The 25,981-nt window shown below is 70.7% G+C and carries 33 protein-coding genes; 21 read left to right on the top strand and 12 right to left on the bottom strand.

All coding sequences use genetic code 11. From position 1 onward, the window contains the following. The 9 genes from LG391_RS34630 to LG391_RS34590 form a co-directional block, all read left to right on the top strand. A partial coding sequence (locus tag LG391_RS34630) for a type II secretion system protein GspK (RefSeq protein WP_225773752.1) occupies positions 1-439 on the top strand: 439 nt, incomplete at its 5' end. Next, positions 436-1,494, top strand: coding sequence for a PilN domain-containing protein (locus LG391_RS34625; RefSeq protein WP_225773750.1), 1,059 nt, complete (start codon positions 436-438; stop codon positions 1,492-1,494). The genes LG391_RS34630 and LG391_RS34625, both read left to right, overlap by 4 nt. After that, on the top strand, positions 1,491-2,060 hold the full coding sequence (gene gspM / locus LG391_RS34620) for a type II secretion system protein GspM (protein WP_225773748.1): 570 nt from the start codon (positions 1,491-1,493) through the stop codon (positions 2,058-2,060). The genes LG391_RS34625 and gspM overlap by 4 nt, the downstream gene beginning before the upstream one ends. 1 nt (position 2,061) lies before the next feature. Then, positions 2,062-2,391: a hypothetical protein gene (locus LG391_RS34615; RefSeq protein ID WP_225773746.1), complete on the top strand. Its 330-nt coding sequence runs from the start codon at positions 2,062-2,064 to the stop codon at positions 2,389-2,391. After that, positions 2,379-2,573, top strand: coding sequence for a hypothetical protein (locus tag LG391_RS34610; RefSeq protein WP_225773744.1), 195 nt, complete (start codon positions 2,379-2,381; stop codon positions 2,571-2,573). The genes LG391_RS34615 and LG391_RS34610 overlap by 13 nt, the downstream gene beginning before the upstream one ends. Continuing rightward, positions 2,573-3,232, top strand: a complete 660-nt coding sequence (locus LG391_RS34605; protein WP_225773742.1) for a cell wall hydrolase — start codon at positions 2,573-2,575, stop codon at positions 3,230-3,232. The genes LG391_RS34610 and LG391_RS34605 overlap by 1 nt, the downstream gene beginning before the upstream one ends. A gap of 106 nt (positions 3,233-3,338) precedes the next feature. Then, on the top strand, positions 3,339-3,734 hold the full coding sequence (locus LG391_RS34600; RefSeq protein ID WP_225773740.1) for a rhodanese-like domain-containing protein: 396 nt from the start codon (positions 3,339-3,341) through the stop codon (positions 3,732-3,734). Between the two features lie 82 nt (positions 3,735-3,816). Next, a complete protein-coding gene (gene upp, locus LG391_RS34595) occupies positions 3,817-4,467 on the top strand; it encodes a uracil phosphoribosyltransferase (protein ID WP_225773738.1) in 651 nt (216 codons plus the stop codon). Positions 4,468-4,472: 5 nt separating this feature from the next. Further along, entirely contained in the window at positions 4,473-4,718 is a 246-nt protein-coding gene (locus LG391_RS34590; RefSeq protein ID WP_225773736.1) for a DUF4170 domain-containing protein, read from the top strand. Between the two features lie 21 nt (positions 4,719-4,739). Here the strand turns inward: LG391_RS34590 and LG391_RS34585 are convergent, their stop codons facing one another. Further along, positions 4,740-5,192 carry a MarR family winged helix-turn-helix transcriptional regulator gene (locus LG391_RS34585; protein WP_225773734.1) on the bottom strand — a complete coding sequence of 151 codons (453 nt, stop codon included), beginning with the start codon at positions 5,190-5,192 and terminating at the stop codon, positions 4,740-4,742. A 186-nt stretch (positions 5,193-5,378) separates the two neighbouring features. Here LG391_RS34585 and LG391_RS34580 point away from each other — a divergent pair, with 186 nt between their 5' ends. The 4 genes from LG391_RS34580 (at position 5,379) to LG391_RS34565 (ending at position 8,521) form a co-directional block, all read left to right on the top strand. Continuing rightward, positions 5,379-5,801 (top strand): organic hydroperoxide resistance protein, encoded by a 423-nt coding sequence (locus tag LG391_RS34580; RefSeq protein WP_225773732.1) that lies wholly within the window; start codon positions 5,379-5,381, stop codon positions 5,799-5,801. Between the two features lie 60 nt (positions 5,802-5,861). Continuing rightward, on the top strand, positions 5,862-6,632 hold the full coding sequence (locus LG391_RS34575) for an alpha/beta fold hydrolase (protein WP_225773730.1): 771 nt from the start codon (positions 5,862-5,864) through the stop codon (positions 6,630-6,632). Positions 6,633-6,697: 65 nt separating this feature from the next. Next, a complete protein-coding gene (locus LG391_RS34570; RefSeq protein WP_225773728.1) occupies positions 6,698-7,255 on the top strand; it encodes a GNAT family N-acetyltransferase in 558 nt (185 codons plus the stop codon). 78 nt (positions 7,256-7,333) lie between these two features. Then, on the top strand, positions 7,334-8,521 hold the full coding sequence (locus LG391_RS34565) for a hypothetical protein (protein ID WP_225773726.1): 1,188 nt from the start codon (positions 7,334-7,336) through the stop codon (positions 8,519-8,521). Positions 8,522-8,814: 293 nt separating this feature from the next. Here the strand turns inward: LG391_RS34565 and LG391_RS34560 are convergent, their stop codons facing one another. From LG391_RS34560 to LG391_RS34535, 6 genes are all read right to left on the bottom strand, one after another. Further along, positions 8,815-9,153, bottom strand: coding sequence for a hypothetical protein (locus LG391_RS34560; protein WP_225773725.1), 339 nt, complete (start codon positions 9,151-9,153; stop codon positions 8,815-8,817). Between the two features lie 7 nt (positions 9,154-9,160). Continuing rightward, positions 9,161-9,487, bottom strand: coding sequence for a hypothetical protein (locus LG391_RS34555; RefSeq protein ID WP_225773723.1), 327 nt, complete (start codon positions 9,485-9,487; stop codon positions 9,161-9,163). A gap of 97 nt (positions 9,488-9,584) precedes the next feature. Then, on the bottom strand, positions 9,585-10,871 hold the full coding sequence (locus LG391_RS34550; RefSeq protein WP_225773721.1) for a DUF763 domain-containing protein: 1,287 nt from the start codon (positions 10,869-10,871) through the stop codon (positions 9,585-9,587). A 29-nt stretch (positions 10,872-10,900) separates the two neighbouring features. Beyond that, on the bottom strand, positions 10,901-11,365 hold the full coding sequence (locus LG391_RS34545) for a DUF6886 family protein (RefSeq protein WP_225773719.1): 465 nt from the start codon (positions 11,363-11,365) through the stop codon (positions 10,901-10,903). A gap of 266 nt (positions 11,366-11,631) precedes the next feature. After that, positions 11,632-13,785 carry a methylmalonyl-CoA mutase gene (gene scpA / locus LG391_RS34540; RefSeq protein WP_225773717.1) on the bottom strand — a complete coding sequence of 718 codons (2,154 nt, stop codon included), beginning with the start codon at positions 13,783-13,785 and terminating at the stop codon, positions 11,632-11,634. Between the two features lie 228 nt (positions 13,786-14,013). Further along, a complete protein-coding gene (locus LG391_RS34535) occupies positions 14,014-14,643 on the bottom strand; it encodes a LysE family translocator (protein WP_225773716.1) in 630 nt (209 codons plus the stop codon). A 135-nt stretch (positions 14,644-14,778) separates the two neighbouring features. On the opposite strand from LG391_RS34535, the gene LG391_RS34530 reads away from it, so the two are divergent. Next, on the top strand, positions 14,779-15,033 hold the full coding sequence (locus LG391_RS34530) for a type II toxin-antitoxin system Phd/YefM family antitoxin (RefSeq protein WP_225773714.1): 255 nt from the start codon (positions 14,779-14,781) through the stop codon (positions 15,031-15,033). 252 nt (positions 15,034-15,285) lie between these two features. Then, positions 15,286-16,131, top strand: a complete 846-nt coding sequence (locus tag LG391_RS34525; RefSeq protein WP_225773713.1) for an aspartyl/asparaginyl beta-hydroxylase domain-containing protein — start codon at positions 15,286-15,288, stop codon at positions 16,129-16,131. Positions 16,132-16,288: 157 nt separating this feature from the next. On the opposite strand, the gene LG391_RS34520 is transcribed toward LG391_RS34525, so the two are convergent. The 4 genes from LG391_RS34520 to LG391_RS34505 form a co-directional block, all read right to left on the bottom strand. Further along, positions 16,289-16,861 (bottom strand): cysteine hydrolase family protein, encoded by a 573-nt coding sequence (locus tag LG391_RS34520; RefSeq protein WP_225773711.1) that lies wholly within the window; start codon positions 16,859-16,861, stop codon positions 16,289-16,291. A 22-nt stretch (positions 16,862-16,883) separates the two neighbouring features. Next, entirely contained in the window at positions 16,884-17,873 is a 990-nt protein-coding gene (locus LG391_RS34515) for a GlxA family transcriptional regulator (RefSeq protein ID WP_225773709.1), read from the bottom strand. A 71-nt stretch (positions 17,874-17,944) separates the two neighbouring features. Beyond that, on the bottom strand, positions 17,945-18,619 hold the full coding sequence (locus tag LG391_RS34510) for a DUF6064 family protein (protein WP_225773707.1): 675 nt from the start codon (positions 18,617-18,619) through the stop codon (positions 17,945-17,947). After that, positions 18,619-19,536, bottom strand: coding sequence for an aldo/keto reductase (locus LG391_RS34505; RefSeq protein WP_225773705.1), 918 nt, complete (start codon positions 19,534-19,536; stop codon positions 18,619-18,621). Before LG391_RS34505 ends, LG391_RS34510 begins: the two co-directional genes overlap by 1 nt. Before the next feature lie 178 nt (positions 19,537-19,714). Between LG391_RS34505 and LG391_RS34500 the strand changes: the two genes are divergently transcribed. From LG391_RS34500 to LG391_RS34480, 5 genes are all read left to right on the top strand, one after another. Further along, positions 19,715-21,103 carry a P1 family peptidase gene (locus LG391_RS34500; RefSeq protein WP_225773703.1) on the top strand — a complete coding sequence of 463 codons (1,389 nt, stop codon included), beginning with the start codon at positions 19,715-19,717 and terminating at the stop codon, positions 21,101-21,103. Positions 21,104-21,321: 218 nt separating this feature from the next. Continuing rightward, positions 21,322-21,570, top strand: a complete 249-nt coding sequence (locus tag LG391_RS34495) for a helix-turn-helix domain-containing protein (RefSeq protein WP_225773701.1) — start codon at positions 21,322-21,324, stop codon at positions 21,568-21,570. Between the two features lie 24 nt (positions 21,571-21,594). After that, a complete protein-coding gene (locus tag LG391_RS34490) occupies positions 21,595-22,413 on the top strand; it encodes an IS5 family transposase (RefSeq protein ID WP_225764519.1) in 819 nt (272 codons plus the stop codon). A 74-nt stretch (positions 22,414-22,487) separates the two neighbouring features. Then, positions 22,488-23,408 (top strand): ATP-binding protein, encoded by a 921-nt coding sequence (locus LG391_RS34485; protein WP_225773699.1) that lies wholly within the window; start codon positions 22,488-22,490, stop codon positions 23,406-23,408. Next, the gene (locus LG391_RS34480) at positions 23,405-24,394 is read left to right on the top strand and encodes a ParA family protein (protein WP_225773697.1); all 990 of its coding nucleotides are present in this window, start codon (positions 23,405-23,407) and stop codon (positions 24,392-24,394) included. The genes LG391_RS34485 and LG391_RS34480 overlap by 4 nt, the downstream gene beginning before the upstream one ends. Positions 24,395-24,441: 47 nt before the next feature. Here the strand turns inward: LG391_RS34480 and LG391_RS34475 are convergent, their stop codons facing one another. Continuing rightward, complete coding sequence (locus LG391_RS34475) at positions 24,442-24,903, bottom strand: MEKHLA domain-containing protein (protein ID WP_225773695.1); 462 nt, start codon at positions 24,901-24,903, stop codon at positions 24,442-24,444. Between the two features lie 185 nt (positions 24,904-25,088). Here LG391_RS34475 and LG391_RS34470 point away from each other — a divergent pair, with 185 nt between their 5' ends. Further along, on the top strand, positions 25,089-25,880 hold the full coding sequence (locus LG391_RS34470) for a substrate-binding domain-containing protein (protein ID WP_225773693.1): 792 nt from the start codon (positions 25,089-25,091) through the stop codon (positions 25,878-25,880). Positions 25,881-25,981 lie beyond the last annotated feature (101 nt).

Genomic DNA, 25,981 nt, shown 5'->3' with positions numbered 1-25,981 from the left:
GGCGCGCCCGTTCCAGTCGGCCGAGGAGCTGCGCACGGTCCCCGGCATCAGCCGGACCCTGGCCGACACGCTGATCCCGCTGGTCACCGTGCTGTCGCCCGCCGGCACGATCAACCCGTTCTCCGCCGACCCGCTGGTGCTGCAGGCCCTGCCCGGCGTCACCCGCGCCCAGGCCGAGGCTGTGGTGCGGGCCCGGCAGCAGCGGCCCCCGCCGACGCCGGAACGGCTGGCCGGGCTGCTGCCCCAGGATGTCGGCCAGCGGCTGCGCGCCGCGCCCGGGCCGGTCTACAGCGTCAGCGTCGAGGCCGCGACCGCCCGCGGCGCGCGCGGACGGGTCGAGGCGGTGATCTGGGTCGCCGCCGACGCCGAGAGCTTCTATCGTATCCTGGACTGGCGGGAGGCCGGCTTCGGCCGGCATGTGGGGGAGGGCCCGGCATGATCGCCGGCATGGTCCGCCGAGCGGCGGTGTTTCTGCGCTGGTGGGGGCGCGAGCTGGCCGGGCTGGTGCCCGACCGCTGGCTGTTCCGGCCGCTGCTGCGCCGGCGCCGGCTGATCCTGATGTGGCGCGAGGACGGCGCCCGGCTGATCGAGGCCCGCGGCCGCCGCGCGCTGCGCGAGGTGCCGCTGGGCCATGTCCCGGCCGGCGGCCCGCAGCGGCGCGGCGCCGAGGTGGTGCTGCGCTTCCCGGCCGAGGCGGGGCTGCGGCGGCGGATCGTGCTGCCGCGCGAGGCCGAGGCGGCGCTGGGCCGGGTGCTGCGCTTCGAGATCGACCGGCTGACCCCCTGGCCCCCCGGCACCGTCGCCTTCGGCGCCCGCCGGCTGCCCCCGACCGGCGACGCCGCCACCATCGCGGTCGAGCTGACGGCGATGCCGCGCGAGCAGGTGGACGCCGCGGTGCAGGCGGCCGGCGCCGCCGGCTGGGCCCCGGACGTGGTCGACCTGGCCGGCGAGGATGCGCTGGCGCCGCCCGGCCCCGACCTGCGCCACGACATCGATGCCGAGCGCCGCCGGGCGCTGCGCCGGCTGGCCTGGATCGGCGGGCTCGGCCTCGGCGCGCCGGCCGCGGTCGCGGCGGCGTGGCTGGCCTGGACCGTCGCGGCGCATTGGGCCGTGGTCTCGGACCTGCGCGCCCAGGTGGCCACGGCCCGCGCCGCGACCGCGCCGGCCAGCGCCCTGCAGGCGGAGATCCGGGCGCTGGAGGAGGCGGGCTCCTATCTCGGCGCCCAGCGCCGCGCCACGCCCTATGTCACGGCCCTGATCGAGACGGTCAGCCAGACTTTGCCCGACAGCGCCTGGCTGACCGAGCTGTCGCTGGAGCAGGGCACGCTGCGGCTGGGCGGCTTCGCCGACGATTCGGCCGGGCTGATCCCGGTGCTGTCGGCGCTGCCGCAGTTCCGCTCCGTCGCCTTCGCCGCGCCCAGCGTGCGCGACCCGCAGCGCGGCCAGGACCGCTTCGCCGTCAGCGCCACGCTGGTGACGGGGCCGCAGCCATGAATATCGACCTCAGCCCCGCCGCCCGCCGCCTGATCGCCGTCGGCCTGCTGCTGCTGGCGCTGGTAGGCATCGGCGCCGGCTTCGCCGCCGGGGCGGTCGCCATCCGCGACGCCGACGACACCGCCGCCGGGCTGCGCCAGGAGCTGGCGCTGCTGGCCCGGCTGTCGCTGACCCGCGACCGGCTGGAGGAGCGCCGCGCCGCCCTGGTCGCCGCGGCGGGCGGGGAGACGCCGGCGCTGCAGGGCGCCACCCCGGCGATCGCCGGCGCGGCACTGCAGCAGCTGGTCGCCGGCGTCGTCGCCGCCCAGGGCGGCCGGGTCGACAGCATGACGGTGCTGCCGGCGGTGGAGGACCCCGGCGGCTACAGCCGGGTCGGGCTGCGCGCCAGCTTCGGCGCCCGGATCGAGGCGCTGCGCGCCATCCTGCAGGCCTTCGAGGCCGGGGCGCCGCCGCTGTTCATCCCCGCCTTCACCATCCGCACCGAATCGACCGAGGGCGAGGAGGACCCGGAGCTGACGGTCTCGGTCGACGTCTATGGCGTGATGCGCCGGCCGGAGGGCAGTTGACATGGCGTGGCATCCCCTGACCCGGCTCCTGGTCGTGCTCGGCCCCCTCGCCATCGGCGTGTCGTATCTGCTGGAGCCAGACGACCCGGCCGCGGTGCCGGCCGTCGTGCGCTCCGGCAACGCCCAGGCGGCGCTGCCGCCGGAGGCGCCGGCCGCCGAGCCGCCCCCGGCCCTGCTGGCGCCGCAGCTGTCGGACCTGACCGCGACGGTGGAGCGGCCGCTGTTCAACCCGAGCCGCCGCGGCCCGCAGCCCCCGCCGCCGCCGGCGGAGGCGCCGCCGCCCCCGCCGCCGCCGCCGAACCGCCGCCCGCGGTCACGGTGCAGGGCGTGATCCTGGCCGGCGACCAGGGCGTGGCGCTGCTGCGCCGCGACGACACCGGCGAGATCATGACCGCCCGGCCCGGCGACGACCTGTCCGGCTGGCATGTCGAGCGGATCGCCCCCGGCTCGGTGACGCTGACCGGCCCCGACGGCGCGGTCGAGCTGCCGCTGTTCCCGCCCCCGCCGCCCTGATGCGCCGGCCGGCCCTGCTCACGCCGCTGCTGGCGGCGCTGCTGCTGCTGTGCCCGGCGCCGGGGCCGCGCGCCCAGGAGCTGGCCCCACAGGAGCTGGGCGAAGGCTGGATCATGCCGCCCGGCGACCCCGTCGGCAGCGTGATCCCGAGCCGCCCGGACGCCCCGGCTGCCGCCGAACCGGCCCCCGCCGTCCAGCCCGCCATGCGCGGCCGCGCCAGCCCGGCGCAGATCCGCCGCCTGATCGTCAGCCGGCTGCGGCTGGCCGATGCGCGGCAGCGGCCGCAGGTGCTGCGCCAGGCCCGCTGCCTGGCCTATGCCGTGTATTTCGAGGCCCAGGGCGAGACCCGGCTGGGCCAGCTGGCGGTCGCGCAGGTGGTGCTGAACCGGCTGCGCAGCCCGGCCTATCCCAAGACCATCTGCCGCGTGATCGCCGATCGCGGCCAGTTCCCCTGGACCACCGGCGACCTGACCATCCGCGACGCGGCCCGGTTCCGCATCGCCTGGTCGGTGGCGCTGCACATGATGGCCGGCATCTTCACCGACCCGACCCGCGGCGCCACGCATTTCTATGCCCCCGCCCGGATCGGCGCCCCGGCGTGGGCCACGCCCGAGGCCTATCTCGTCACCATCGGCGGCCACCGCTTCTTCCGGCCCTGACGCGCACGGCGGTTTGGCAAGATCTGCCCGATCCCTGTCAATCGCGCCAATGGCCCGGCCCGTCCGGCTTGGGCAGAGTGCCGGCCGCGTCACACGGAGACCGACCATGAGCAACGCCGTCACCGCCGTTCCCGCCGCCCCGGCCGCCGAGGCGCTGGCCCATTTCCGCGCCCGGCTCGCCTTCGAGACCGACTGCGCCGACGTGCACGAGGCCCTGGCCACGGGCGCCCCCGGCTTCGTGCTGGCCGAGGCGCGCGGGCCGAAGGCCTATGCCGCCGGCCACGTCCCCGGCGCGATCAACCTGCCGCACCGGACGATCACGGCCGAGCGCATGGCCGAATGGCCGCAGGACACGCTGTTCGTGGTCTATTGCGCCGGTCCGCACTGCAACGGCGCCGACCGCGCCGCGATCCGGCTGGCCGAGCTGGGCCGGCCGGTGAAGGTGATGATCGGCGGCATCGCCGGCTGGCTGGACGAGGGGTTTGAGCTGGAACGCGCCTGACTTCCTGGGGTGCGGGCCCGGCCCTTGGAACGGCCGGCCCCACCCTGTATGGTCGGGCCGACACCGCCGCGCCCGAGGCCCGATGAAGACGCAGCCCGAATTCCCGAACCTCTTCATCCTCGACCACCCGCTGATCCAGCACAAGCTGTCGCACATGCGGGACAAGGGGCGGTCGACCAACGGGTTCCGGCGCCTGCTGCGCGAGATCTCGCTGCTGATGGGCTATGAGATCACCCGCGACCTGCCGCTGACCACCGAGCGGATCGAGACGCCGCTGGAGGCCATGGATGCGCCGGTGCTGCTGGGCAAGAAGGTGGCGCTGGTGTCGATCCTGCGCGCCGGCCTGGGCATGACCGAGGGGCTGATCGAGCTGATCCCCTCCGCCCGCCAGGGCCATATCGGCCTGTATCGCGACCACGACACCAAGATGCCGGTCGAATACCTGGTGAAGCTGCCGGAGGCGCAGGGCCGCATCTTCATCGCGGTCGACCCGATGCTGGCCACCGGCAACTCCGCCGTCCATGCCGTCGACGTCCTGAACCGCCACGGCGTGCCGGACGAGATGATCCGCTTCATGGCGCTGGTGGCGGTGCCGGAGGGCGTGCGCACGCTGCACGCCAAGCACCCCGACGTGCGCATCTACACCGCGGCGCTGGACCGCTGCCTGGACCAGAACGCCTATATCCTCCCGGGCCTCGGCGACGCCGGGGACCGTATGTTCGGCACGAAGTGAACGAAATGACCGACCAGCCCAAGCAGCTCCTGCACCTCGTCCTCGGCGGCGACCTCAAGGACACCCAGAGCGTCGAGTTCGCCGACCTGTCGAAGGTCGACATCGTCGGCCTGTTCCCGAACTACGCCGAGGCCTATGCCGCCTGGCGGGCCAAGGCCGCGGCGACGGTCGACGACGCCCAGAAGCGCTACTTCGTGGTGCATCTGCACCGGCTGCTGGACCCGTCGACCGACACCAGCCGCAAGGATTGAGCCGCGCTGCCGGCGCCGCCGTCAGGCGGCGGCGCTGGCCTGCAGCTGGCGGCGCACTGCCTCCAGCGCGTCCTTGAGCTTGGCCGCCGTCTCCGCCGTCAGGCCGGAGGCGCAGCCGATTCCCTCGAATACCGTCGCCACCTCGGCCTGCATCGCCCGGCCGGCCGGGGTCAGGTGGATGTGCACCACCCGCTCGTCGTCGCGGCTGCGGCGGCGTTCGACCAGCCCTGCCGATTCGAGCCGCTTGAGCAGCGGCGTCAGCGTGCCGGAATCGAGGAACAACTGGTCGCCGATCGCCTTCACGGCCAGGCCGTCCCGCTCCCACAGCACCAGCATCACCAGATACTGCGGATAGGTCAGGCCGATCCGGTCCAGGAGCGGCTTGTACACGCGGTTGAAGGCATGTGCCGTGGAATAGACGGCGAAGCAGACCTGGTCGGACAGGCGGTACGGGGCTTCCAGGGTGTCGGGCATCGCGGGATCTCCCCGGCTGGGGACGGTGGCAGGGCAATCCCACCGCATACTCCAGGCAATTGAATTGCGCACCATTTAATTTTGCATGACTGCTCTCTCTCGCCTCTCATAGCGAGCAATTAGATTGTGCGCTATCTAATTGCTCGCAAGCGGCGTCACGCCGCTCTCCCACAAGCGAGACCGATCATGACCATCCTCTACCGCACCAAGGCCACTGCCACCGGCGGCCGCGACGGCCGGGCCACCAGCGAGGACGGCAGGCTGTCCGTCGCCCTGACCACGCCGAAGGAGCTGGGCGGCCAGGGCGGCGACGCCACCAACCCCGAGCAGCTGTTCGCCGCCGGCTATTCCGCCTGCTTCCTGAGCGCGCTGAAATACGTCGCCGGCCAGGCCAAGGTGAAGATCGCGCCGGAGAGCACGGTGACCGCCGATGTCGGCGTCGGCCCGCGCGAGGACGGCCAGGGCTTCGGCCTGGATGTCGGCCTGACCATCGCCCTGCCGGGCGTGGAGCGCGCCGTGGCCGAGGACCTGGTGGCCCGCGCCCATGTCGTCTGCCCCTACTCGCACGCCACGAGCGGCACCCTGAAGGTCCGCCTGACCGTCGCCTGACACTATCACAGCGGGGCCGGCGATCCGGCCGGCCCCGCTCCAGACATCCCGGAGGTCCCGATGAGCGTTTCCGTGAAGGCCCTGGCCCTGGCGGCGGCCGCCGCCCTGTCGCTCGGCATGGCTCAGGCCGCCGAGGCCGCGCCCGCCGACGTCAAGAACATCGTCCTGGTGCACGGCGCCTTCGCCGACGGGTCGAGCTGGGCCGGCGTGGTCGCCGACCTGCAGGCCAAGGGCTACCACGTCACCGCGGTGCAGAACCCGCTGACCTCGCTGGCCGACGACGTCGCCGCCACCAAGCGGGTTCTGGCACAGCAGGACGGACCGGCGCTGCTGGTCGGCCATTCCTGGGGCGGCGTGGTGATCACCCAGGTCGACGACCCGAAGGTGGCCGGCCTGGTCTATGTCGCCGCGCTGGCGCCGGATGTCGGCGAATCCGCCGCCGATGTGTTCAAGAACAAGCCGCTGGCGGTCGAGGCCGACGCGATCAAGGCCGGCCCGGACGGCTTCGCCCCCATCCCGGCCGACCGCTTCCACAGTTCTTTCGCCGCCGACTCGACTCCGGCGCAGGCGGCTGTGATGGCCGCGACCCAGGGCCCGATCGCGGCCGCGGTCTTCGGCGAGAAGGTGACAAACGCGGCGTGGAAAAAGCTGCCCTCCTGGTTCCTGGTGTCGACCGCCGACCGGGTGATCAACCCGGACCTCCAGCGCTGGGAGGCCGAACGCATCGGCGCCCATGTGGTGCCGGTGACCGGCAGCCACACCGTCTTCGTGCCCCGCCCTGCGGTGGTCGCCAAGGCGATCGAGGATGCGGCCGCCTCGCTCAAGCGCTGACGCGGCCCGGCTAGAACCCGCCCGTGGCATTGCGCCGCGGGCGGGCTTTCCGTTACCAGGGACGGATGACCGTCGACCTGATCGTCCCATCCCTCGACCACCTGCCCGGCTATGCCGACGCGCTGCGGCGCGGCTGGTCGCCGGACACGGTCCGCAAGGAGGCGGCGCGAGAGCAGCTGGAGCGGATCGCCCGGGACCCGGCCGGCTTCGTCGCCAGCCTCGACGACCCGGAGGCCCGCGGCGGCCCGATCACGCTGCCGGACGGCAGCACCGTGCCGCGCCTGCCCGGCTTTCATCGCTGGCTGTGGGACGGGGCGTTCTGCGGCAGCGTCAACATTCGCTGGCAGCCCGGCACCGCCGCCCTGCCGGCCCATGTGCTGGGCCATATCGGCTACAGCATCGTGCCGTGGAAGCAGGGCCGCGGCTACGCCACACGCGGCCTGGCCCTGCTGCTGCCGGAGGCGCGGGCGCTGGGCCTGCCATATGTCGAGCTGACTGTCGATCCCGACAACCTCGCTTCGCAGCGCGTGATCCTGGCCAATGGCGGCAGACTGGTCGAACGCTTCCGCAAGGCGGAGGCCTATGGCGGCGCCGAATCGTTGCGCTTCCGCATCGATCTCTGACGGCGCCGGCCTTTCGGTGGAGGCCCCTTTGCCGTAGACCGGGGCGCATCTCGTCCGGCGATTCGGAAAGGAACCGGCATGGCGGTTCGCGGCGACAGACCTTCGACGGCCCTGCTGGTGCGCCCGGTGCTGGGCCTGGCGCTGGGCGCCAGCACCCTGCCGCTGCTGCATGCCGGGGTGTTCCCGGCGATGCTGCCGGCGCTGCAGGCCCAGGCCGGCGCGATCGGCCTGGTGACGGCCGAGTCGCTGCTGGCACTGCTGCCGTTCCTCGGCTGGGCGGCGCTCGCCCGGCGCGGCGGCGAGCGCCCGCCGATCATGGCCAGCGGCGTGCTGCTGGCCCTGGCGCTGGCCGGCTTCCTGGCCGTGCTGCGCCGGCCGCTGGAACCCGAGGATTCCATCGCGATCCCCAGCCTGCTGTGGGTCGTCGCGGTGGTCGGCGCCGCCGGGCTGGTGGTCGGCAACCATCTGCATCTGATCCGGCTGGGCGGCGGGTCGGGCGGCCGCATCGCCGTGATGGCGGTCGCGGCGGCGACGCTGTTCGGGCCGATCCTGGGCAACGCCGTGGCCGTGGTGCTGCAGCCGGCCGGCGGATCCCTGGCCATCCCGCTCGGCCCCATCCTGTTCTGGGCGGCGATGGCGCTGGCCCTGGCCTTCGTCACTTGGCGCAGCCCGGCCGCCGCGGCGCCGGCGGCCACCACCCATGCCGCGCCGGCCGCGGTGGCGGCGGCGGCGCTGGGGCTGGTGCTGCTGTTGGCGCCGATCGTCTGGCTGAACGCCGTCCGCCTGCCGCTGCTGGTCCACGCCGCCACGGTCGCCGGCGGACCGGTGCCCGACCTGCTGGGCCAGGCCTCGCTGATCGGCTACCTCGCCGTCGCCGTGGTGCTGCTGGCGGTGGCTTTGCATCCCGGCATCGGCCTGCTGGCCGCCGGCCCGCTGGCCGCGGCCATCGTCCTATGGGCCCTGGCCGGGCTGAGCATCGAGGTGCCGGTGTCGCTGGCCTGGGGCGTCAGCAGCGACCCGGCCTATGCCCTGGCGATGCTGGCCGGCTTCGCCGCGATCCTGGGGCGCGGCGCCGGGCCGCTTCGGGTCGGCGTCGCCTGGACCGCGCTGCAGGTGGCGGCTGTGCTGGGCAACCGCGGCGGCCAGGTCTGGTGGCAGTACAACCAGCTGGCGATCACCGACGGCATGCAGTGGACCGGCATCGCCCTGGCGGTGCTGGGCGCGCTGGCGCTGGCCGGCGTCATCCTGGCCCGCCGCGCGCCGTGAAAAAAGCCTCCGGAGCGAGGCTCCGGAGGCTGCGAGTGTAGATCGGGCCGGAGGAACGCCAGCCAGGGACCGGCCCGATCGTCGACGGATCGACGGCTTTCACGATGGCGTCGGCTAGGTCGTCCAGCCCGCCCGATCCGTGATCTCGTGAACGATTGCTCTCGCAGAGCGATTGCAAATCATTCGCAATCTCAAGATAAGGCTTCGCCCGGCGAATGCAACAGGAAACGGCATGGACGGCAAAAAGCTGACCGCGGCACGAGGCCACGGCCGGCTTGGAGGAACCCGGAGCGTCAGTCGAACCGCAGCGGGATGTTGATGGTGATCCCCGGCGTCGGCGCCACATAGACCGGGGGCGGCGGCTCGACATAGACCGGCCGCGGGCGCCGCACGTAGTAGGCCGGCCGGTCGTCATAGACGATCACGCGGTCGCGATGCGGCCGGTAGTGGTAATAGCGCGGCCCGTCGTGCCAATGCCGGTGGCGGTGATGGCGGCGCCAGCGGTCGTCATCATCATCGTCGTCGTCGTCATCGTCCGCGACCGCCGTCGCCGGCTGCAGCAGCAGGGTCGGGGCGGCGGCGGTCAGGGCGAGCAGCGCCAGGAGCGACAGGCGCACCAGGGACTGTTGCATGCCGGCCTCAGTCGAAGCGCAGCGGGATGTTCACCGAGATGCCCGGGGCCGGCGCCACATAGACGGGCGGCGGCGGCGCGACATAGACCGGCGCCGGGCGCTCGTAATAGACCGGCGGCCGCTCGACATAGACCGGCGCCGGCTCGTAGTAGACCCGCGGGCGCGGCCGCACCACGACCACGTCCGGGCCGCGGTCGTAGTAGTAGCCGTGGTGATGACGCCAGGGCGGACCCCAGCGATGCTTCCAGGGGTCGGCGAGAGCCGGGGTCGACACCGCCAGCGTGACCGCGGCGGCGGCCAAGGCACCGGCCAGAATGCGGCGAGTCGAGATCATACGGTCCTGTCCTTCTGCTGCCGGGCGGCCCGTCGGGCCTGACCCACCAACGCACGACCGACATAACGCACGGCCGAGAGCTTCGATCCGGCCGCAATCAAGGCATTTTCGTGACATTGCCCGGAACATCGGCCGAGATCTCGGCCGGTGGGGGCTCCCAGCCGAAGACGCTGCGGCCGCCATATTCGTGCGCCCGCCGGCGCTCGGCCGCGATGTGCTGCGGCAGGGTCGGGCCGGTGGCGTGGCGCTCGACCCGCCGCGCCTGGTCGTCGAGGCGGCGGATCGCGTCCAGCCGCTCGTCATGGCCCAGCTTCGCCTGGGCAAGCGCGGATTTCAGCACCGCGATGGTCCGGTCGTAGACCAGGGTCGGCACCGGATAGGGGTGCCGGTCCTTGCCGCCATGGGCCAGGGAGAAGCGCCCCGGATCGGCGAAGCGGCAGGGCGCGCCGTGCACGACCTCCGCCACCATGGCCAGGGAGTGCACGGTGCGGGCGCCGACGCCCGGCACCAGCAGCAGCTCGGCGAAATCCTCCGGCGCCCGGTCCGCCGCCGCGGCCAGGGCCCCGTGCAGCCGGCGCAGGATCACGTCCTTGGGCCGGACGTCGTGATGCGCCGGCATGACCAGATGCGGCAGCGACGGCTGGTCCGGCGGCGGTTGCTCCAGCGGCGGCACCCGGCCTTCGATCGCCGCGACCTCGCCGACCAGCCGGTCGGGCCCGAGATCGCGCAGCAGGTCGATCTGGCGGTGGCGCGAGGCCGCGGCCCGCCGGTCGGTCAGGTTGACGATCACGCCCTGCCCCGGTCCCTCGATGGCCGTGTGCGGCGCCTCGACGAAGCTCTTCAGATCCTCGGAGCACCAGTGGTAGCGGCGGGCCAGGCGGCTGTCGCCGTTCATGCCCTGCTGCACCACCACCCAGCGCCCGTCATCGGCGACGATGAAGCCGTGCAGGTACAGGTCGAAGCCGTCCTGCACCGCGGCGCTGTCGACCTTGGCGACCAGCCGGCTGGCCCGGGCCAGGGCCTCGCCGTCGAAGCCGACGCGCTGGCCGATGTCGACCAGCTCAGCCGGCGTCTGCCGCGAATGCGCTCCGCGGCCGCCGCAGACATGCAGGCCGAGCTCCCCCGCCATCGGCTGCAGGCCGCGCTTCAGCGCGCCGATCACGCTGGTGGTGATGCCGGAGGAGTGCCAGTCCATGCCCATCACGGCGCCGAAGGACTGGAACCAGAAGGGATGGGCCAGGCGGCGCAGGAACTCGTCGCGACCGTAATGGTGGATGATCGCCTCGGCGATCACCGCGCCCAGCCGGGCCATGCGCCGGCCCAGCCAGGCGGGCACCCGGCCGTGATGCAGGGGCAGATCGGCGCTGCCGGCCCGTTTCGCCACGACTCCTCCGGAACAAAGACGGAACGATCCTAGCGCGGACCCGGCGAGGGCGCCAGCGGCCAGGTGGCCGCATTGCGTAGCCGGATCCCGCTGACATGCAGGCTGCTGTCCCACAGCGCGGTGAGCGGGGCCAGGGAGTCGACGACGCGGAGGTCGACGCCGCACCGGACCAGCTCGCCGTCCAGCTTCGCCAGAGCGACGCGGCCGAGCGGGACGACCGGCGCCTCGGACACCCACATCCCGGCATCCTCGAGGCCGCGGAAGGTTGCCGGCGGCAGCTCGTAGCGATGGATCACGGCGGCGCGCAGCCGGTCGATCCAGCCGGCTTCGACGAAGGCGACGGCGCGGGGATCGCCGGGCCCCAGCCATCGCGCGCGGTCCGCCGGCAAGGTCCGCGGCGTCGCCCAGGCAAGGATCCGCGGGCAATCCCGCGGGAACAGGTAGAGCATCTGGTGAGCGTCATCGATCGCCCAGACCAGCGGCCGTTGAGCCATTCCTGCCCGGCGGGACGGGCCGACGGCACGCGGACCGGCCGCGGCTCGAAGCGGGCGATCGCCGGGTCGTCGCTGAAATGGAACAGCCGCACGGTCAACGTCTCCCCAGGCAGCGCGGGCGGATGCGCCGGAGTCGCCCCCTCACCCGAAATCGCTATCGCGATTTCGACCTCTCCCCAAGGAGAGGTAAAGAGCCGCGGCTCCGATCCCCTCTCCTCGGGGAGAGGGAGGGGCCCGCCGCGTTGGCGGCGGGAGGGTGAGGGGGACTACGCCGCCGCGGCGCGCGCCTTGCCGATCAGGGCCAGGATCTCGCCGGCCGCCTGGGGGATGTTGGTGCCGGGGCCGTAGACGGCGCTGACGCCAGCGGCCAGCAGCGTCTCGTAATCCTGCGGCGGGATGACGCCGCCGCACACCACCAGGATGTCGCCGGCGCCTTCGGCCTTCAGCGCCTGCAGCAGTTGCGGCACCAGCGTCAGGTGCCCGGCCGCCTGGGACGAAACACCGACGACATGGACGTCGTTCTCGATCGCCTGGCGCGCCGCCTCCTCCGGCGTCTGGAACAGGGGGCCGATGTCGACGTCGAAGCCGATATCGGCGAAGGCGGTGGCGATCACCTTGGCGCCGCGGTCGTGCCCGTCCTGGCCCATCTTCACCACCAGCATGCGCGGCCGCCGGCCCTCGGCCTCGGCGAAGCGCGCCACCTCCTGCTGGATCCGGGCATAGCCCTCGTCGCCGGCGAAGGCGCCGCCATAGACGCCGGAGACGGAGCGGATCACGGCGCGGTGGCGGGTGAACACCTGCTCCAGCGCGTCCGAGATCTCGCCGACCGTGGCCCGCGCCCGCGTCGCCTTGACCGCCAGGTCCAGCAGGTTGCCCTCGCCGCTCTTCGCCGCCGCGGTCAGCGCCGCCAGCGCCGCGCGGCAGGCGGCCTCGTCGCGCCCGGCGCGGATCTGCTTCAGCCGCGCCACCTGGGCCTCGCGCACCGCCGAGTTGTCGATCGCCAGCACCTCGACATGGTCCGGCTTCTCCGGGACGTATTTGTTGACGCCGACGATGGTCTGCTCGCCGCGGTCGATCCGGGCCTGGCGGCGGGTGGCGCTCTCCTCGATCCTGAGCTTCGGCAGCCCGGCCTCGACCGCCTTGGTCATGCCGCCCATGGCCTCGACCTCGTCGATCAGCGCCCGGGCCTTGGCCGCGAGCTCCGCCGTCAGCGCCTCGACATAGTAGCTGCCGCCGAGCGGGTCGACGGTGCGGGTCACCCCCGTCTCCTCGGCGATGATCAGCTGGGTGTTGCGGGCGATGCGGGCGGAGAACGGCGTGGGCAGGCCCAGCGCCTCGTCGAAGCTGTTGGTGTGCAGGCTCTGCGTCCCGCCCAGCACCGCGGCCAGTGCCTCGATCGTGGTGCGGACCACGTTGTTGTAGGGGTCCTGCTCGGTCAGCGACACGCCGGAGGTCTGGCAGTGGGTGCGCAGCATCAGGCTCTCGGCCTTCTTCGGCGCGAACTTCTCCTGCATCAGCTCGGCCCAGAGCCGGCGGGCGGCGCGCAGCTTCGCCACCTCGGTGAAGAAGTCCATGCCGATGGCGAAGAAGAAGGACAGGCGGCCGGCGAAGGCGTCGACGTCGAGCCCGCGCGAGATCGCGGCGCGGACATATTCCAGGCCGTCGGCCAGGGTGTAGGCCAGCTCCTGCACCGCCGTCGCCCCGGCCTCCTGCATGTGGTAACCGGAGATCGAGATCGAGTTGAACTTCGGCATCCGCTCCGCGGTGTAGGCGATGATGTCGGCGACGATCCGCATCGAGGGCCCGGGCGGGTAGATGTAGGTGTTCCGGACCATGAACTCCTTGAGGATGTCGTTCTGGATGGTGCCGGACAGCCTGGCCTCCGGCACCCCCTGCTCCTCCGCCGCCACGATGTAGCCGGCCAGCACCGGCAGCACGGCGCCGTTCATGGTCATGGAGACCGACATGCGGTCGAGCGGGATGCCGTCGAACAGGATCTTCATGTCCTCGACGGAATCGATGGCGACGCCCGCCTTGCCGACATCGCCGACCACGCGCGGGTGGTCGCTGTCGTAGCCGCGATGGGTGGCCAGGTCGAAGGCGACCGAGACGCCCTGCTGCCCGGCCGCGAGGTTGGCGCGGTAGAAGGCGTTGGACTCCTCCGCCGTGGAGAAGCCGGCATATTGCCGGACGGTCCAGGGCCGGCCGGCATACATCGTCGCCCGCACGCCGCGGGTGAAGGGCGCGAAGCCCGGCAGCTCGCCGGCCGTACCCTCCGGCACGTCGGCCGCGGTGTAGAGCGGCCTGACCGTCACGCCCTCCGGCGTCTCGACCGTGAGGCTCTCCAGCGGACGGTCGCGCAGCTCCTTCCGGGCCAGCGCTTCCCAATCGGCGAGACTCCGCTTGTCGAAGGCGGTCATGGCGGCATTCCTCCTGTCACGGAGGGAGTATAGGAGCGGCCGTGGTCGCGGTCACGCGGCGCGCATGATTCTTTCGCGATGCGCTCAGAGCCTGCCCGGAGGTTCGGCCCGGTGAGTCGGCTGGCGTGGTTTTCGAGAACCGGAGCTCAGCGGACATGAGGTCCGTGAGCACCGGAAGCGCAGAAAACCGCGTCAGATGGCCGCCGGGGCGAATATCGGGGCAGGCTCTCAGTTCCGGCTGAGCGCCATATGCGCGCCCAGCCCGACCAGGGCCGAGCCGCTGGCCAGGCGCAGCCAGCGCGCCACCCGCTCGCTGCGGCGCAGCCGGGACATCGCCCGGTCGATGCAGAGGAGGGTGACCACGTCCGCCGCGAAGAACACGGCGTTGACGATCATCCCCAGCACCAGGAACTGGGCCCAGACCGGCAGGCTGGCGGACGGATCGACGAATTGCGGCAGGAAGGCGATGAAGAACAGCGCCGTCTTCGGGTTCAGCAGCTCGACCGTCACGCTCTCGGCGAAGGCGCGGCGCGCCGTCTTCTCCGCCAACTGCGGCAGGGCGTCGCCGGACCGGCGGCTGCGCACCATGCGGATGCCGAGCCAGACGAGATAGGCGGCGCCGAGGATCTTCACCGCCAGGAACAGGGGCGGCGACCAGCGGAACACCGCCGACAGCCCGGCCGCGGCGGCCGCGACATGGACCAGGTCGCCGACCGCGATGCCGGTGGCGGCGCGGAACCCCGCCGCCCGCCCGCGCGCCAGGGTCTGGGCCACGGTGTAGAGGATCGCCGGCCCCGGGATGATCGCGATCAGCACGGTCGCGACGAAGAACGGCAGCAGATGCGCGAGCGACGGCATGGGCGAGCCTCCGGCGGGTTGCGGGCCAGCATAGCGTGGCTGCATGCGGGCGTCAGGCCTGCAGAAAGCGGACCATCGATTTGAAAGCGATCACCGTCGCCCTATGCTGGTCGGGCCTAGCGAGGCCCAGTCGCCATGAGCACCGTCAACATTTCCAAGGCCAGATCCAGCCTTTCTCGTCTGATTGCCGCGATCGAGACAGGCCGCGAGACCGAGGTCGTCATCACTCGCAACGGCCGCCCCGCGGCCCGCCTTGTCCCAATAACCGCCGCTCCCGATGCAGGCCGTCGCCTCGGGTTGCTGGCTGGGCAGTATCCGCCGATGACACTCGAGGCGTTCGATGCCGAGAACGAACGGGTCGCGGCGCTCTTCTCCGGCGAGGCGACTTAACGCTGCGGATGGTCCCGCCGCGATCCGCGGCACCGTAGCGCTCCCCGCACTGTCTTGACGTTGTCACAAATCCGTCTAGGAATGATTCGCAGATGGAGCGATGGCAACCGCCCCACCATTGGTGTAGGGGAAGCAATCCCGTGGCGGGCCAAGATCCCAACCGCCCGTTTCTGCGATATAATCCTAGGTCGCAGCGGCGGGCACAGTCGCTGCCCCTGGTCGGAAGCGAGAGCACAGTCGGAGTGTGAGACCGTGAACGCAAGCGTCGGAAACCAAGGCACCGCGACGCATCCGGGCGCGATGACCCCGAAGCAGACCTTCGCCACCGCAGGCATCGATCCGACCCTGGACCGGCCGAGCACAGTGACCCGCTTCTTCATGCGCGTCGTGGCCTGGGCCGAGCGGCTGAACTTGAAGTACAGCAAGGTCGGCAACCCGCCGGTCTACGACACCGCCACCTTCCCCTGGGTCGCCGAGATCGAGCGCGAATGGCCGCTGATCCGGGCCGAGCTGGACCGCGTCCTGCTGCGACAGGACGAGCTGCCGAGCTTCCAGGACATCTCGTCCGACGTGAAGACCATCACCAAGGACAACCACTGGAAGACGTTCTTCCTGGCCGGCTACGGCGTCAGCTCGGAGAGGAACATCGCCCAGTGCCCGGAGACCTGGCGCATCGTCCAGAAGATCCCGGGCCTGAAGACGGCGATGTTCTCGATCTTCGAGCCGGGCAAGCACCTGGCGGCCCATCGCGGCCCCTATAACGGCGTGCTGCGGCTGCACCTGCCGCTCCTGGTGCCGGAGCCGCGCGAGAAGCTGGCGATCCGCGTCGACAAGCAGATCTGCCATTGGGAAGAAGGCAAGGCCCTGGTGTTCGACGACGCCTATGAGCACGAGGCCTGGAACCACACCGACAAGACCCGGGTCGTGCTGTTCATCGACTTCGTCAAGCCGCTGCGCTTCCCGGCGCGGCTGGTGAACTGGCTGCTCCTCAACCTCGCCGTCTTCACCCCCTTCATCCGCGAGGGGCAGGACGCGCACAAGGAGTGGGAGAAGAAGTTCTACGCCCAGGCCGAGGCCCTGCGGAACCGCAAGGCCTGAAGTCAGGCATCGTTCGTCTCCCGCAATCCCACTTTTGTCATGCCCGGGCTTGACCCGGGCATCCAGAGAGCGTCGAGACCCACTGGATTGCCGGGTCAAGCCCGGCAATGACAGATTGGAGATATCGAGTTGGCGGGTTCGCTGACGCGAACCCGACCTACGGGCCGATCTCCTCCACCACCGCACCCGTGGTCGCGACCGTGGCGAACTCCGCCGCCAGCGTCGCCAGATGGGCGCGGTGCAGGTCCTCCGCCGCGACCGTGCCGCCGGCGCCGTCCGGCAGGTCGAAGCAGGCGCAGGCGTCGCCGACCACGACCGTCCGGTAGCCCAGATTCGCCGCCACGCGGGCGGTGGTCGAGACGCACATGTCGGTGCTGAAGCCGAACAGCACCACCGTGCCGACGCCGAGCCGCCGCAGCCGCAGGTCCAGGTCGGTGCCGATGAAGGCGCAGTTCACCGACTTCGCCACCACCGGTTCGCCCTCCCGTGGCTCGAAGCCCGGGCGGAAGGCATGGCCCGGATGGCTTGGCGCCAGGGTCGAGCCGGGCTCGACCGAATCGTGCCGGATGTGCAGCAGCGGCAGCCCGGCCCGCCGCCAGGCCGCCAGCAGGCGCCGGCCGTTGGCGTCGAGCTCCGGATTGTTCCGCCGGCCCCAGGACGGCAGGTCGAAGCCGCGCTGCAGGTCGACCGGCAGCAGCGCCGCCCGGCCGAGGTCGGGTGTCTCGTTCATCTCAGGCCCCTTCAGGTGAGGATCATGGCTTCGGCCGGAACCGCTCGCGGTATTCGCGCGGGGCCACGCCGAGCCGGCGCAGGAAGGCGCGGCGCATGCCGTCGCCGTTGCCGAAGCCGCAGGCCCGGGCGACGGTCTCGCCCGGCAGGTCGGTCTCCTCCAGCCGGCGGCGCGCTGCCTCGACCCGCAGCCGCTCGACATAGGCGGCGGGGGTGGTGCCGACCTCGCGCCGGAAGGCGCGGGCGAAGTTGCGCGGGCTCATCGCCGCCCGCTCGGCCAGGGCCGGCACCGACAGCTCGGCCTCCGGATGCGCCAGCATCCAGTCCTGCAGTGCCTGCAGCGGCCGGCGCTCCGCCGTCTGGCCGGCCAGCGCGGCGCTGAACTGCGACTGGCCGCCCGGCCGCTTCAGGAACATCACCATGTCTCGGGCCGTGGCCAGCGCCAGGTCGCGGCCGTGGTCGTCCTCGATCAGCGCCAGCGCCAGGTCCATGCCGGCGGTGACGCCGGCCGAGGTCCAGACCGGGCCGTCCCGGACGAAGATCGGGTCGGGCTCGACCCGCACCGCCGGGTAGCGCCGGCCCAGCCGCTCGCACCAGTTCCAATGGGTGGCCGCGCGGCGGCCGTCGAGCAGCCCGGCCTCGGCCAGCAGCAGCGCCCCGGTGCAGACCGAGCCGAGCCGCCGCACCCGCGGCGCCGCGGCCCGCAGCCAGGAGACCAGGGCCGGGTCGGCGACGGCATCCTCGATCCCGGCGCCGCCCGCAACCAGCAGCGTGTCGATCCCTTCCCCGGCGTCCTCCAGGCCGCGACCGGCCAGCACCGCCAGGCCGGAGTCGGCGCGAACCGGGCCGGCCCGCGCCGCCAGGATCTCGACCGCATAGGCCGGCGGCGCCCCGCCGTCGCCCAGCAGCGCGGAGGCGGCGGCGAAGGCCTCGAGCGGGCCGACGACGTCGAGCAGCCCGACGCCGGGAAAGGCCAGCACGGCGATGCGGCGCGGGGAGGTCGGGTCGGACATGCCGCGAGTGTGGCCGGATCACCCGATGGCAGCAATGACAGGATGCCGTCTGATTCTGCCAACCGGCGCGATCAGCCCGTCCGGCGCAGCCCCTGCCAGGTCGCCAGGACGAGAGCCAGCAGGGCCGCGGCCGGGACCACCCAGGCCTCCGGCGCCGACATCGCCCACAGCGTCGCCCCGGTGGCGGCGCACCACAGCGCGGGCAGGACCATCAGCACCCAGCGCGCCGGACCGGCCAGGGCCAGCAGCAGGCCGAGCGTGCCGATCGCGGTCGGGTCGGGCGCGACGCCGAAGATCTCGGCCTGACGCCAGGAGCGGCCGAGCAGCAGGCCGATCGCCGGCTGGGCCAGCAGCGCGAACAGGAAGATCCCGATCCCCGCCCGGCCGGCGATATCGAGCCGCGGCGGGGCGGACAGCCGACCGCCGACCGCCCCGGCCCAGACCAGCAGCGCCGCCTGCGCCAGGAAGGCCGTCGCGGCCCAGGGCGCGGCCCAGTTGATGGTGGCGTAGCGGTCGAGATGGAAGGCGATCGCCACCCAGGCCCAGCAGGCGGCCAGGATGGCGGCGACGGCGGGCCCGGCGACCGGCCCGCCGCGCCGCAGCAGGACCAGCATCAGCAGGCCGAGCAGCACGGCCGCCGCCTGCGCCGGCCAGATCGCGGCGTTGTACAGCCCGAACAGCCGGTGATAGGTGCGGGGCGAGAACAGCAGGAAGTCGGAGAGCCGGTAGCTCCACCACTCCGACATCACAGCGCCTCGATATCGGCGGCCATGCGCCGGCGCATCGCCGCATCCGGCATCGGGCCACGGGCGGCGCCGAGATTCTCGCGAACATGGTCGGCGCGGGTGGTGGCCGGGATGGCGCAGGTGACGGCCGGGTGCGAGACCACGAATTTCAGCAGGAGCTGGGCCCAGCTGCCGCAGCCGATCTCGCCGGCCCAGCCGGGCAGCGCCTCGCCGCCGAAATCGTCGATCAGCTCGCCCTGGCGGAACGGCCGGTTGACGATGACGGCGATGCCGCGGTCCTGCGCCAACGGCAGGATGCGCTCCTCCACCTCGCGGTCGAGGATGTTGTAGGTGATCTGGACGAAGTCGATCGGCCGGCTGCGCATCACCTGCTCGATCTCGCCGTGCCGCCGCCCCTCCGAGGTGGTGATGCCGACATAACGGAGCCGGCCCTCCGCCTTCATGGCGAGGAGCGTGTCGAGATGCGTCTCCCAGGCCAGCAGGTTGTGGACCTGCAGCAGGTCGAACTGCGGCACGCCCCAGAGCCGGCGCGACTGCTCGATCTGCCCCGGCCCGTCGCCCGAGGTCCAGACCTTGTCGGCCGCGAACAGGCCGGGCGGATGGCCGAGCCTGGCCAGGCCGTAGCCGATCACCGGCTGGGACGAGCCGTACATCGGCGAGGAATCGATCATTCTTCCGCCCTCGGCGAAGAAGGCACGCATCACCTCGGCGCACTCGTCTCGCGCCTCCAGATCGTCGCCGACATTGAAGGTGATCCAGCTGCCGAGCCCGACCACGGGCATCGCCTCGCCGGTCGACGGGATCGGCCGGGTAAGCGGGGACGCCTGCGCCGCCGCGTCCGGCAGCATCGGGGCCGCGCCGGCGGCGGCCATGGCCCCCAGCAGGGTGCGGCGGGAGAGGATCGGGGAACGCGGCATCGCCTGCCTCCGTCTGCGCTGTCGCCCCCATGAAGATGGGGCTGGGCAGCCGCAGCGCCATGGCCGGTGCGCATGATCGCCAACCGTGGCGCCTTTATCCCTTCCGCCCGCGGCGTGGTTGGGACAGCATTCCCGTTTCATGCCGGGGCAGCCGGCGGGTCATCGACAGGGGGATGGGATGCGGAATCGAGGGAACAGGGCCGGATCGATCGGCGGGGCGCTCGCCACCGGCCTGCTCGTCGCGCTGCTGGCGGCGTCGGCCGCGGCCCAGGAGGCGCCGGCCCCGGGGCTGAACGCCGGCGACAAGGGGCTGAAGTTCGACTGGCCGGCGGTGCGGGGCGGCCCCGGCGAGTACGAGGAGGGGCCGACCGGCGTCACCGTGTTCCATTTCGACCGGCGGTCGCTGGCGGCCGTGGATGTCCGCGGCGGCGGGCCCGGCACGGTCAACACCGACTATCTGCGCCTGGGCTACGACGCGCCGGAGCTGGACGCCGTGGTGTTCTCCGGTGGCTCCTGGTACGGGCTCGAGGCCACCACCGCCGTCGCCTCGGCACTGAAGGAGGACGGCATCCGCGGCGGCCATTGGGACAACATCGCCCTCTCGGTCGGCGCCATCATCTATGACCTCGGCGGCCGCCGGCTGAACGAGATCGTGCCCGACAAGCGGCTGGCCCAGGCCGCCTTCCGCGCCGCCAAGCCCGGCGTGTTCCCGCTGGGCGCCCAGGGCGCCGGGCGTCTGGCCATGACGGGATCGCTGTTCGGCTGCAACGCCCATTCCGGCCAGGGCGGCGCCTTCCGCCAGGTCGGGCAGGTCAAGGTCGCCGCCTTCGTCGTGGTCAATGCCCTGGGCGTGGTGACGAGGCGGGACGGCACCGTGGCGGCCTGCTATGGCGATGAAGGCTGGCCGAAGGACCTGACCGCCGCGGCGCTGCTGGCGGGCTATCCGGCCAGCCGCAAGCCGGGCTGGACCGGCGCGCCGAACGCCGACGCCCCTGCGCGCAACACCACGGTCAGCCTGGTCGTCACCAACCAGAAGCTGAAGCCGGCGGAGCTGCAGCGCCTGGCGATCCAGGTGCACAGCTCGATGGGCCGGGCGCTGCAGCCTTTCGCCACCGAGTTCGACGGCGACGTGCTGTACGCCGTCTCGACCGGCGAGCTGGAGGACGAGGCGGCGATGCTGCCAACGGTCGACCTCGGGGTGATCGGCGGCGAGGCGATGTGGGACGCGATCCTGACCTCGGTGCCGGACCAGCCGCAGCCGGCGACGCCCGCCAGCAAGCCGGTGGTGTCGGCCGACCAGGCGAAGGCCCTGGCCGGCGACTACGTCTTCAGCCCGTTCGTCACGGTGAGGGTGACGGCCGAGGGCGACCGCTTGTTCGCCCAGGCCACCGGCGCCCGCGCCGCCTTCGCCATCGGCAAGGAAGAGCGGACCGAGCTGAAGCCGGTCTCGGCCACCGACTTCATGGTGCCGGGGCGCTACCCGCTGACCCTGCGCTTCGAGGATGCCGGCCGGCTGGTGCTCAACCCCGGGCACTGGCAGCAGGTCGGGACGCGGCAGGGCTCGTGACGGTGGCCGAGGTTTCCTCCGCGACCATGCGCAGCAGCCAACGCCAGAATCGGGCCATCGGCGCGGCGTTCCAGCGCTCCGTCACGCTCGGTCGGCACCCGCCGAGCATCGGCGAGCTGCGGCTGCAAGGCCATATCAGAGACACTGGTTAGACACTCCATGAGGTCGCTGGTCTCCGGAGAGGCGCCGCGGTAGGGTGCAGACGCGGAGAGAGGCTGATGCTTACAGACGCTGAGATCGCGGAACTTTTCAGGGACATCGAATCTGATCGGGTCGAGCGCAAGCGCGATTACCCATCGAATCGAGATGCGGTCCGGCAAGCCATTTGTGCCTTTGCCAACGATCTGCCCAACCATCGGCTGCCGGGGATTATTTTCATTGGGCAGGATGACGACGGAACCTGTGCCGGTATCACTATCGATGACGAACTTCTAAGAGCCTGTTTGGAAACAGGGCTGGTGTTTTAAGCGAGCTCGTGATTCAAGCTGTGGATGTGGACAGCAACGAGCCGTGGCCGGATGGCCGAGATCGAGAAGAAGACGCGTCGCTATCCGACCGACCTGACGGATGAGGAATGGTCGCAAGTCGAGCCGCTGCTGCCGAAGCCGGCCAGGACAGGGCGTCGGCGAGAGATCGCGCTTCGCGAGGTGCTGAATGCGATCCGGTATCTGGCCCGGACCGGCTGTGGCTGGCGGATGCTTCCGGTGAACTTTCCGCCCTGGCAGACGGTGTACTGGTGGTTCCGGCGCTTCGTCCGGCTGTTCCTGTTCCGAACGATCCATGACATCGCGCTGATGATCGACCGGGAGCAGGCCGGGCGCGGTGCCAGCCCCTCCGGCGGCATCCTCGACAGCCAGACGATCAAGGCACCGGCGCCTGGTGCTGTTCGCAGCTTCGATGGCGCCAAGAAGGTGGTGGGCCGCAAGCGGCACGTCGCCGTCGACACCGATGGGCGCCTCTTGATGGTGAACCTCACCCCGGCCGGCATCTCCGACAGCGCCGGCGCCCAGACGATCCTGTCCGCGATCCGCAAGCGCTGGCCCTGGATCAAGCATCTGTTCGCCGACAGCGCCTATGACCGTGGCAAGCTCATGGACAAGGCCGCCTACCTCGACTTCGTGATCGAGGTTGTCCGCCGCATCGACGCCGGCTTCAAGGTCCTGCCGCGCCGCTGGGTCGTCGAGCGCACCTTCGGATGGATGACCCGATGGCGGCGCCTGGTCCGCGACTACGAAGCCCGCATCGACGTCTCCGAGGCCATGATCCATGTCGCCATGGGAAGCCTCCTCCTCCGACGCATCGCTCACTAAACTCCGTTTCCAAACGGACTCTAAAAACTCTTGGAGGCCTGCGAAGCGACGGCGCCATCTTACCATTTCCGGTCATGTCGGTCGGCCGTCACGTCATTGACGGATGCACTGTCGCTGCAGTGATCGTCGCCCCGTCGACCCAGCCGCCAGTCCGGGTGAATGGTCGTAGCTGGATTCGCGTCGGCCCTCGCCGTGCAACGGCAACTCCGGAGGAGGAACGTCGGCTTGCCGAAAAGCAGACATGGCAGAATCTCGCCTTCGATGCACGGCCCTGCGCCGATGCTACTTTGGACGATCTGGATCTCATCCGCTTCGAGGCGGAGTATGTCCCTTCGGCGACCTCTCCCGAAATCCGGCGCCAGAACGGTCGGAGTACTGAAGAAAAATTGCGCGCCCTTCGGCTCCTTTCGAGGGACGGCAAACCCACCAACGCAGCTATCCTGCTTTTTGGCAAGGATCCGCGCTCGTACTTCTCTGGCGCTTACATCCAATTCTTGCGACTCGACGGGCCTGCGTTGACCGATCCGATCATCGATCAAAAAGAAATTAGCGGAACAATTCCAGATCAGGCCCGACAGATTGAGGAGCTTCTAAAACTTAACATCCGCACAGCAACTACGATTGGCGGCACACAGCGGCAGGAACGCAGCGACTATCCGATCGAGGCCCTGGAACAAGTTGTGCGTAACGCAATACTACATCGCACCTATGATGCGAGCACCATGCCGGTAAAAGTCTACTGGTACTCTGATCGGATTGAGATTATGAGCCCGGGCGGACTCTATGGTGGAGTCACGCCCGAGACGATTTGGCTGAATGTGACAGCCTACCGCAATCCGTCTCTCGCGGAAGGTTTGAAGACGCTCGGCATTGTTGAGCGCTTCGGATTCGGTCTGGTTCGGGCCCGACAGGTGCTCGCGGAGAATGGGAATCCCCCACTCGGATATCAGTTCTTGGAAAACTTCGTGCTCTTCAAGGTGGAGCCGGCTCAATGAAGTCGATCGCCTTCTTTAACAATAAGGGTGGCGTTGGCAAAACGACGCTCGTCTATCATTTGGCATCAATGTTCTCTGATCTTGGCGTCAGGGTGATCGCGGCGGATTATGACCCGCAGGCGAATCTGACGGCAATGTGCCTCGACGAGGATCGGTTGGCCGCTATCGAGAACGACGAGATCGATACTATCTATGACGTCGCATCACCTCTCATCGCGGAGGGAAAAAATGTGCCTCCGAAGATTCTGGAGATCGACGACAACTTTGGTCTGATCGCCGGCGACCTGGACCTGTCGGGTGTTGAGGACTCGCTCTCATCAGCATGGGGCGAAAGCCTTGGCGGCAGTAATCTGACCAAAAGACGCGCTTTTCAAGATACGACATTCCTGGCTCGGGCTGTCGAGACCGCCGGTCGTGAGTTTCAGGCCGTTATCGCGCTGATCGATATCGGCCCGAATCTCGGAGCAATCAACCGTTCGGCACTGATCGGGGCGGACTACGTCGTCGTGCCGGTGGCGCCCGATCTCTTCTCACTGAAGGGGTTGACCAATGTCGGGCGAGGCATCCAGGAATGGCGGGATGGTTGGAAGAAGCGGATAGACGACTACCCAACACCCGAGACTCCGTGGCCAAACGGCAAGCTTGAGCCACTGGGATACGTCATCTCTCGCTTTTCGACATATGCCGGAGAACATGCTAGATATTTCCGGCGATGGATCGACCGTGTCCCGACATTGTTTCATCGAGACATTCTCCGGCAGTCGAACGGTACTGCTCTCACCGTCGAGAACGATCCAGCCAAGCTCGCTTGGCTCAAGGACTATCGCTCGCTGATGCCGATGGCGCAGGAAGTTCGTAAGCCAATCTTCAAACTCCGTCCGGCGGACGGCGCGATCGGCGGACATCAGCAGGCGGTAGGTGATGCCTATGATGATTTCGAGCAGCTCGCCAAACTGATCGCTAGCAAAGTCGGGATTAGCATTTAAGGCTTCGCGAAGTCAGGGCTGTTTTCGCCAAAATGGCGACAGCCGCCCTACACCTCCCGCCATTCCCCGAACGCTGCAGCCTGGCCGCGCAGCACGCCGGCCTCGTCGATCAGCTGCCAGACGATGGCGCGCTCGATCCAGAAGCGGCGGCCGGATTTGGCGATGCGCAGGCCGCGATAGTCGCCGATGAAGCCGTCGCGGGCGACGGCGTCGAGCAGGCGCTGGCGCTCGGCCCGGTCGGGCGCCTCGGCGGAAAGGCGGGAGGGCAGCGTCGTGAACTCGTCCCAGCCATATTCGAAGCGGGCCTGGGCCGCCTTGTTGGCGTAGATGAAGCGCGGATCGGCGTCGGTGTTGTGCGCCAGCACGCAGAACGGCGCCGCCTCGTACAGCCAGCGCGCCTGCCCGGCGGCATCGGTGCCGGCCTCTTCCGGCAGCAGCGGCGTACCGACCAGCCGGGCATGGCTGCCGGCCAGGAGGCGCAGGAAATCGGGATCGTGGGCGAGGCTCATCGGGGAACTCCGGACGCGCCGCGACGGCAGCGCGCATGGGAGCTACCTCGGACATGAGGCCGAACGAGACAAGCCGGCTGCGGCACGGTGTCCGGGCATGGCTGGGCTGCCGGACCGGCAAGCTGCGGGCCGCGGCGTTTTCGGCGACCATAGGACCTTGATCCGATTCAGCCGAGGAGCCCCCCATGACGCTGCCGTCGATCGTCTCCCGCGCCGCCGCCCTGGCTGTCGCCGGCCTGATGCTGCTGGTCCAGCCCGTGGCCGCGGCCGAGCTGCAGGTCGTCAGCTCCGGCGGTTTTGCCGCCGCCTATCGCGCCCTGGCGCCGGACTACGAGCGCGCCAGCGGCGACCGGCTTTCGATCCACTGGGGCCCGTCGATGGGCGACACGCCGAACGCCGTGCCCGCCCGGTTGGCCCGCGGCGAGAAGCTCGATGTCGTGATCATGGTCGGCTATGCCCTCGACGACCTGATCAAGCAGGGCAAGGTGCTGCCCGACAGCAAGGTCGTCCTCGCCCGCTCCAGCATCGGCGTCGCGGTCAAGGCCGGCGCGCCGAAGCCGGATATCGGCTCGGCCGAGGCGGTGAAGCGGGCCCTGCTGGCCGCCAAGTCGATCGCCTATTCCGACAGCGCCAGCGGCGTTTACATCTCGACCCGGATGTTCCAGCGCCTGGGTATCGCCGAGCAGATGGAGGGCAAGGCCCGCAAGATCCCGGCCACGCCGGTCGGCGAGATCGTCGCCAAGGGCGAGGCCGAGCTGGGCTTCCAGCAGATCGCCGAGCTGAAGGCGGTCGAGGGCATCGACCTGGTCGGGCCGCTGCCGCCCGAGCTGCAGCAGGTGACGCTGTATTCCGCCGGCATCGTCGCCGGCTCGCACGACCCGGCGGCGGCGAAGAAGCTGCTGGATTTCCTGGCCTCCCCCGCCGCCGCCCCGGTCATCGCCGCCACCGGGCTGGAGCCGACCGCGACGGGCCAGTAGGACGGGCCGCGCCAGGAGGGACGGCCGCTCTCCCGGCGACCTTTGTCGCTCTCTTCGCGACATCGGATGTTGATATAAAGATATCTTTATGTCATTACGTA

This window comes from Inquilinus sp. Marseille-Q2685 (assembly GCF_916619195.1).
GTDB lineage: Bacteria > Pseudomonadota > Alphaproteobacteria > DSM-16000 > Inquilinaceae > Inquilinus.
Note: the sequence above shows the minus strand (reverse complement) of the source record. Positions and strands in the feature narration are given on the sequence as shown.

What these genes read in the sequence shown, in the direction of transcription:
- LG391_RS34625 (WP_225773750.1), top strand. Translation starts at nt 436, where the DNA reads ATGATCGCCGGCATGGTCCGCCGAGCGGCGGTGTTTCTGCGCTGGTGG.
- gspM (WP_225773748.1), top strand. Translation starts at nt 1,491, where the DNA reads ATGAATATCGACCTCAGCCCCGCCGCCCGCCGCCTGATCGCCGTCGGC.
- LG391_RS34615 (WP_225773746.1), top strand. Translation starts at nt 2,062, where the DNA reads ATGGCGTGGCATCCCCTGACCCGGCTCCTGGTCGTGCTCGGCCCCCTC.
- LG391_RS34605 (WP_225773742.1), top strand. Translation starts at nt 2,573, where the DNA reads ATGCGCCGGCCGGCCCTGCTCACGCCGCTGCTGGCGGCGCTGCTGCTG.
- LG391_RS34600 (WP_225773740.1), top strand. Translation starts at nt 3,339, where the DNA reads ATGAGCAACGCCGTCACCGCCGTTCCCGCCGCCCCGGCCGCCGAGGCG.
- upp (WP_225773738.1), top strand. Translation starts at nt 3,817, where the DNA reads ATGAAGACGCAGCCCGAATTCCCGAACCTCTTCATCCTCGACCACCCG.
- LG391_RS34590 (WP_225773736.1), top strand. Translation starts at nt 4,473, where the DNA reads ATGACCGACCAGCCCAAGCAGCTCCTGCACCTCGTCCTCGGCGGCGAC.
- LG391_RS34585 (WP_225773734.1), bottom strand. Translation starts at nt 5,192, where the DNA reads ATGCCCGACACCCTGGAAGCCCCGTACCGCCTGTCCGACCAGGTCTGC.
- LG391_RS34580 (WP_225773732.1), top strand. Translation starts at nt 5,379, where the DNA reads ATGACCATCCTCTACCGCACCAAGGCCACTGCCACCGGCGGCCGCGAC.
- LG391_RS34575 (WP_225773730.1), top strand. Translation starts at nt 5,862, where the DNA reads ATGAGCGTTTCCGTGAAGGCCCTGGCCCTGGCGGCGGCCGCCGCCCTG.
- LG391_RS34570 (WP_225773728.1), top strand. Translation starts at nt 6,698, where the DNA reads ATGACCGTCGACCTGATCGTCCCATCCCTCGACCACCTGCCCGGCTAT.
- LG391_RS34565 (WP_225773726.1), top strand. Translation starts at nt 7,334, where the DNA reads ATGGCGGTTCGCGGCGACAGACCTTCGACGGCCCTGCTGGTGCGCCCG.
- LG391_RS34560 (WP_225773725.1), bottom strand. Translation starts at nt 9,153, where the DNA reads ATGCAACAGTCCCTGGTGCGCCTGTCGCTCCTGGCGCTGCTCGCCCTG.
- LG391_RS34555 (WP_225773723.1), bottom strand. Translation starts at nt 9,487, where the DNA reads ATGATCTCGACTCGCCGCATTCTGGCCGGTGCCTTGGCCGCCGCCGCG.
- LG391_RS34545 (WP_225773719.1), bottom strand. Translation starts at nt 11,365, where the DNA reads ATGGCTCAACGGCCGCTGGTCTGGGCGATCGATGACGCTCACCAGATG.
- scpA (WP_225773717.1), bottom strand. Translation starts at nt 13,785, where the DNA reads ATGACCGCCTTCGACAAGCGGAGTCTCGCCGATTGGGAAGCGCTGGCC.
- LG391_RS34535 (WP_225773716.1), bottom strand. Translation starts at nt 14,643, where the DNA reads ATGCCGTCGCTCGCGCATCTGCTGCCGTTCTTCGTCGCGACCGTGCTG.
- LG391_RS34530 (WP_225773714.1), top strand. Translation starts at nt 14,779, where the DNA reads ATGAGCACCGTCAACATTTCCAAGGCCAGATCCAGCCTTTCTCGTCTG.
- LG391_RS34520 (WP_225773711.1), bottom strand. Translation starts at nt 16,861, where the DNA reads ATGAACGAGACACCCGACCTCGGCCGGGCGGCGCTGCTGCCGGTCGAC.
- LG391_RS34515 (WP_225773709.1), bottom strand. Translation starts at nt 17,873, where the DNA reads ATGTCCGACCCGACCTCCCCGCGCCGCATCGCCGTGCTGGCCTTTCCC.
- LG391_RS34510 (WP_225773707.1), bottom strand. Translation starts at nt 18,619, where the DNA reads ATGTCGGAGTGGTGGAGCTACCGGCTCTCCGACTTCCTGCTGTTCTCG.
- LG391_RS34505 (WP_225773705.1), bottom strand. Translation starts at nt 19,536, where the DNA reads ATGCCGCGTTCCCCGATCCTCTCCCGCCGCACCCTGCTGGGGGCCATG.
- LG391_RS34500 (WP_225773703.1), top strand. Translation starts at nt 19,715, where the DNA reads ATGCGGAATCGAGGGAACAGGGCCGGATCGATCGGCGGGGCGCTCGCC.
- LG391_RS34495 (WP_225773701.1), top strand. Translation starts at nt 21,322, where the DNA reads ATGCTTACAGACGCTGAGATCGCGGAACTTTTCAGGGACATCGAATCT.
- LG391_RS34490 (WP_225764519.1), top strand. Translation starts at nt 21,595, where the DNA reads ATGTGGACAGCAACGAGCCGTGGCCGGATGGCCGAGATCGAGAAGAAG.
- LG391_RS34485 (WP_225773699.1), top strand. Translation starts at nt 22,488, where the DNA reads ATGTCGGTCGGCCGTCACGTCATTGACGGATGCACTGTCGCTGCAGTG.
- LG391_RS34480 (WP_225773697.1), top strand. Translation starts at nt 23,405, where the DNA reads ATGAAGTCGATCGCCTTCTTTAACAATAAGGGTGGCGTTGGCAAAACG.
- LG391_RS34475 (WP_225773695.1), bottom strand. Translation starts at nt 24,903, where the DNA reads ATGAGCCTCGCCCACGATCCCGATTTCCTGCGCCTCCTGGCCGGCAGC.
- LG391_RS34470 (WP_225773693.1), top strand. Translation starts at nt 25,089, where the DNA reads ATGACGCTGCCGTCGATCGTCTCCCGCGCCGCCGCCCTGGCTGTCGCC.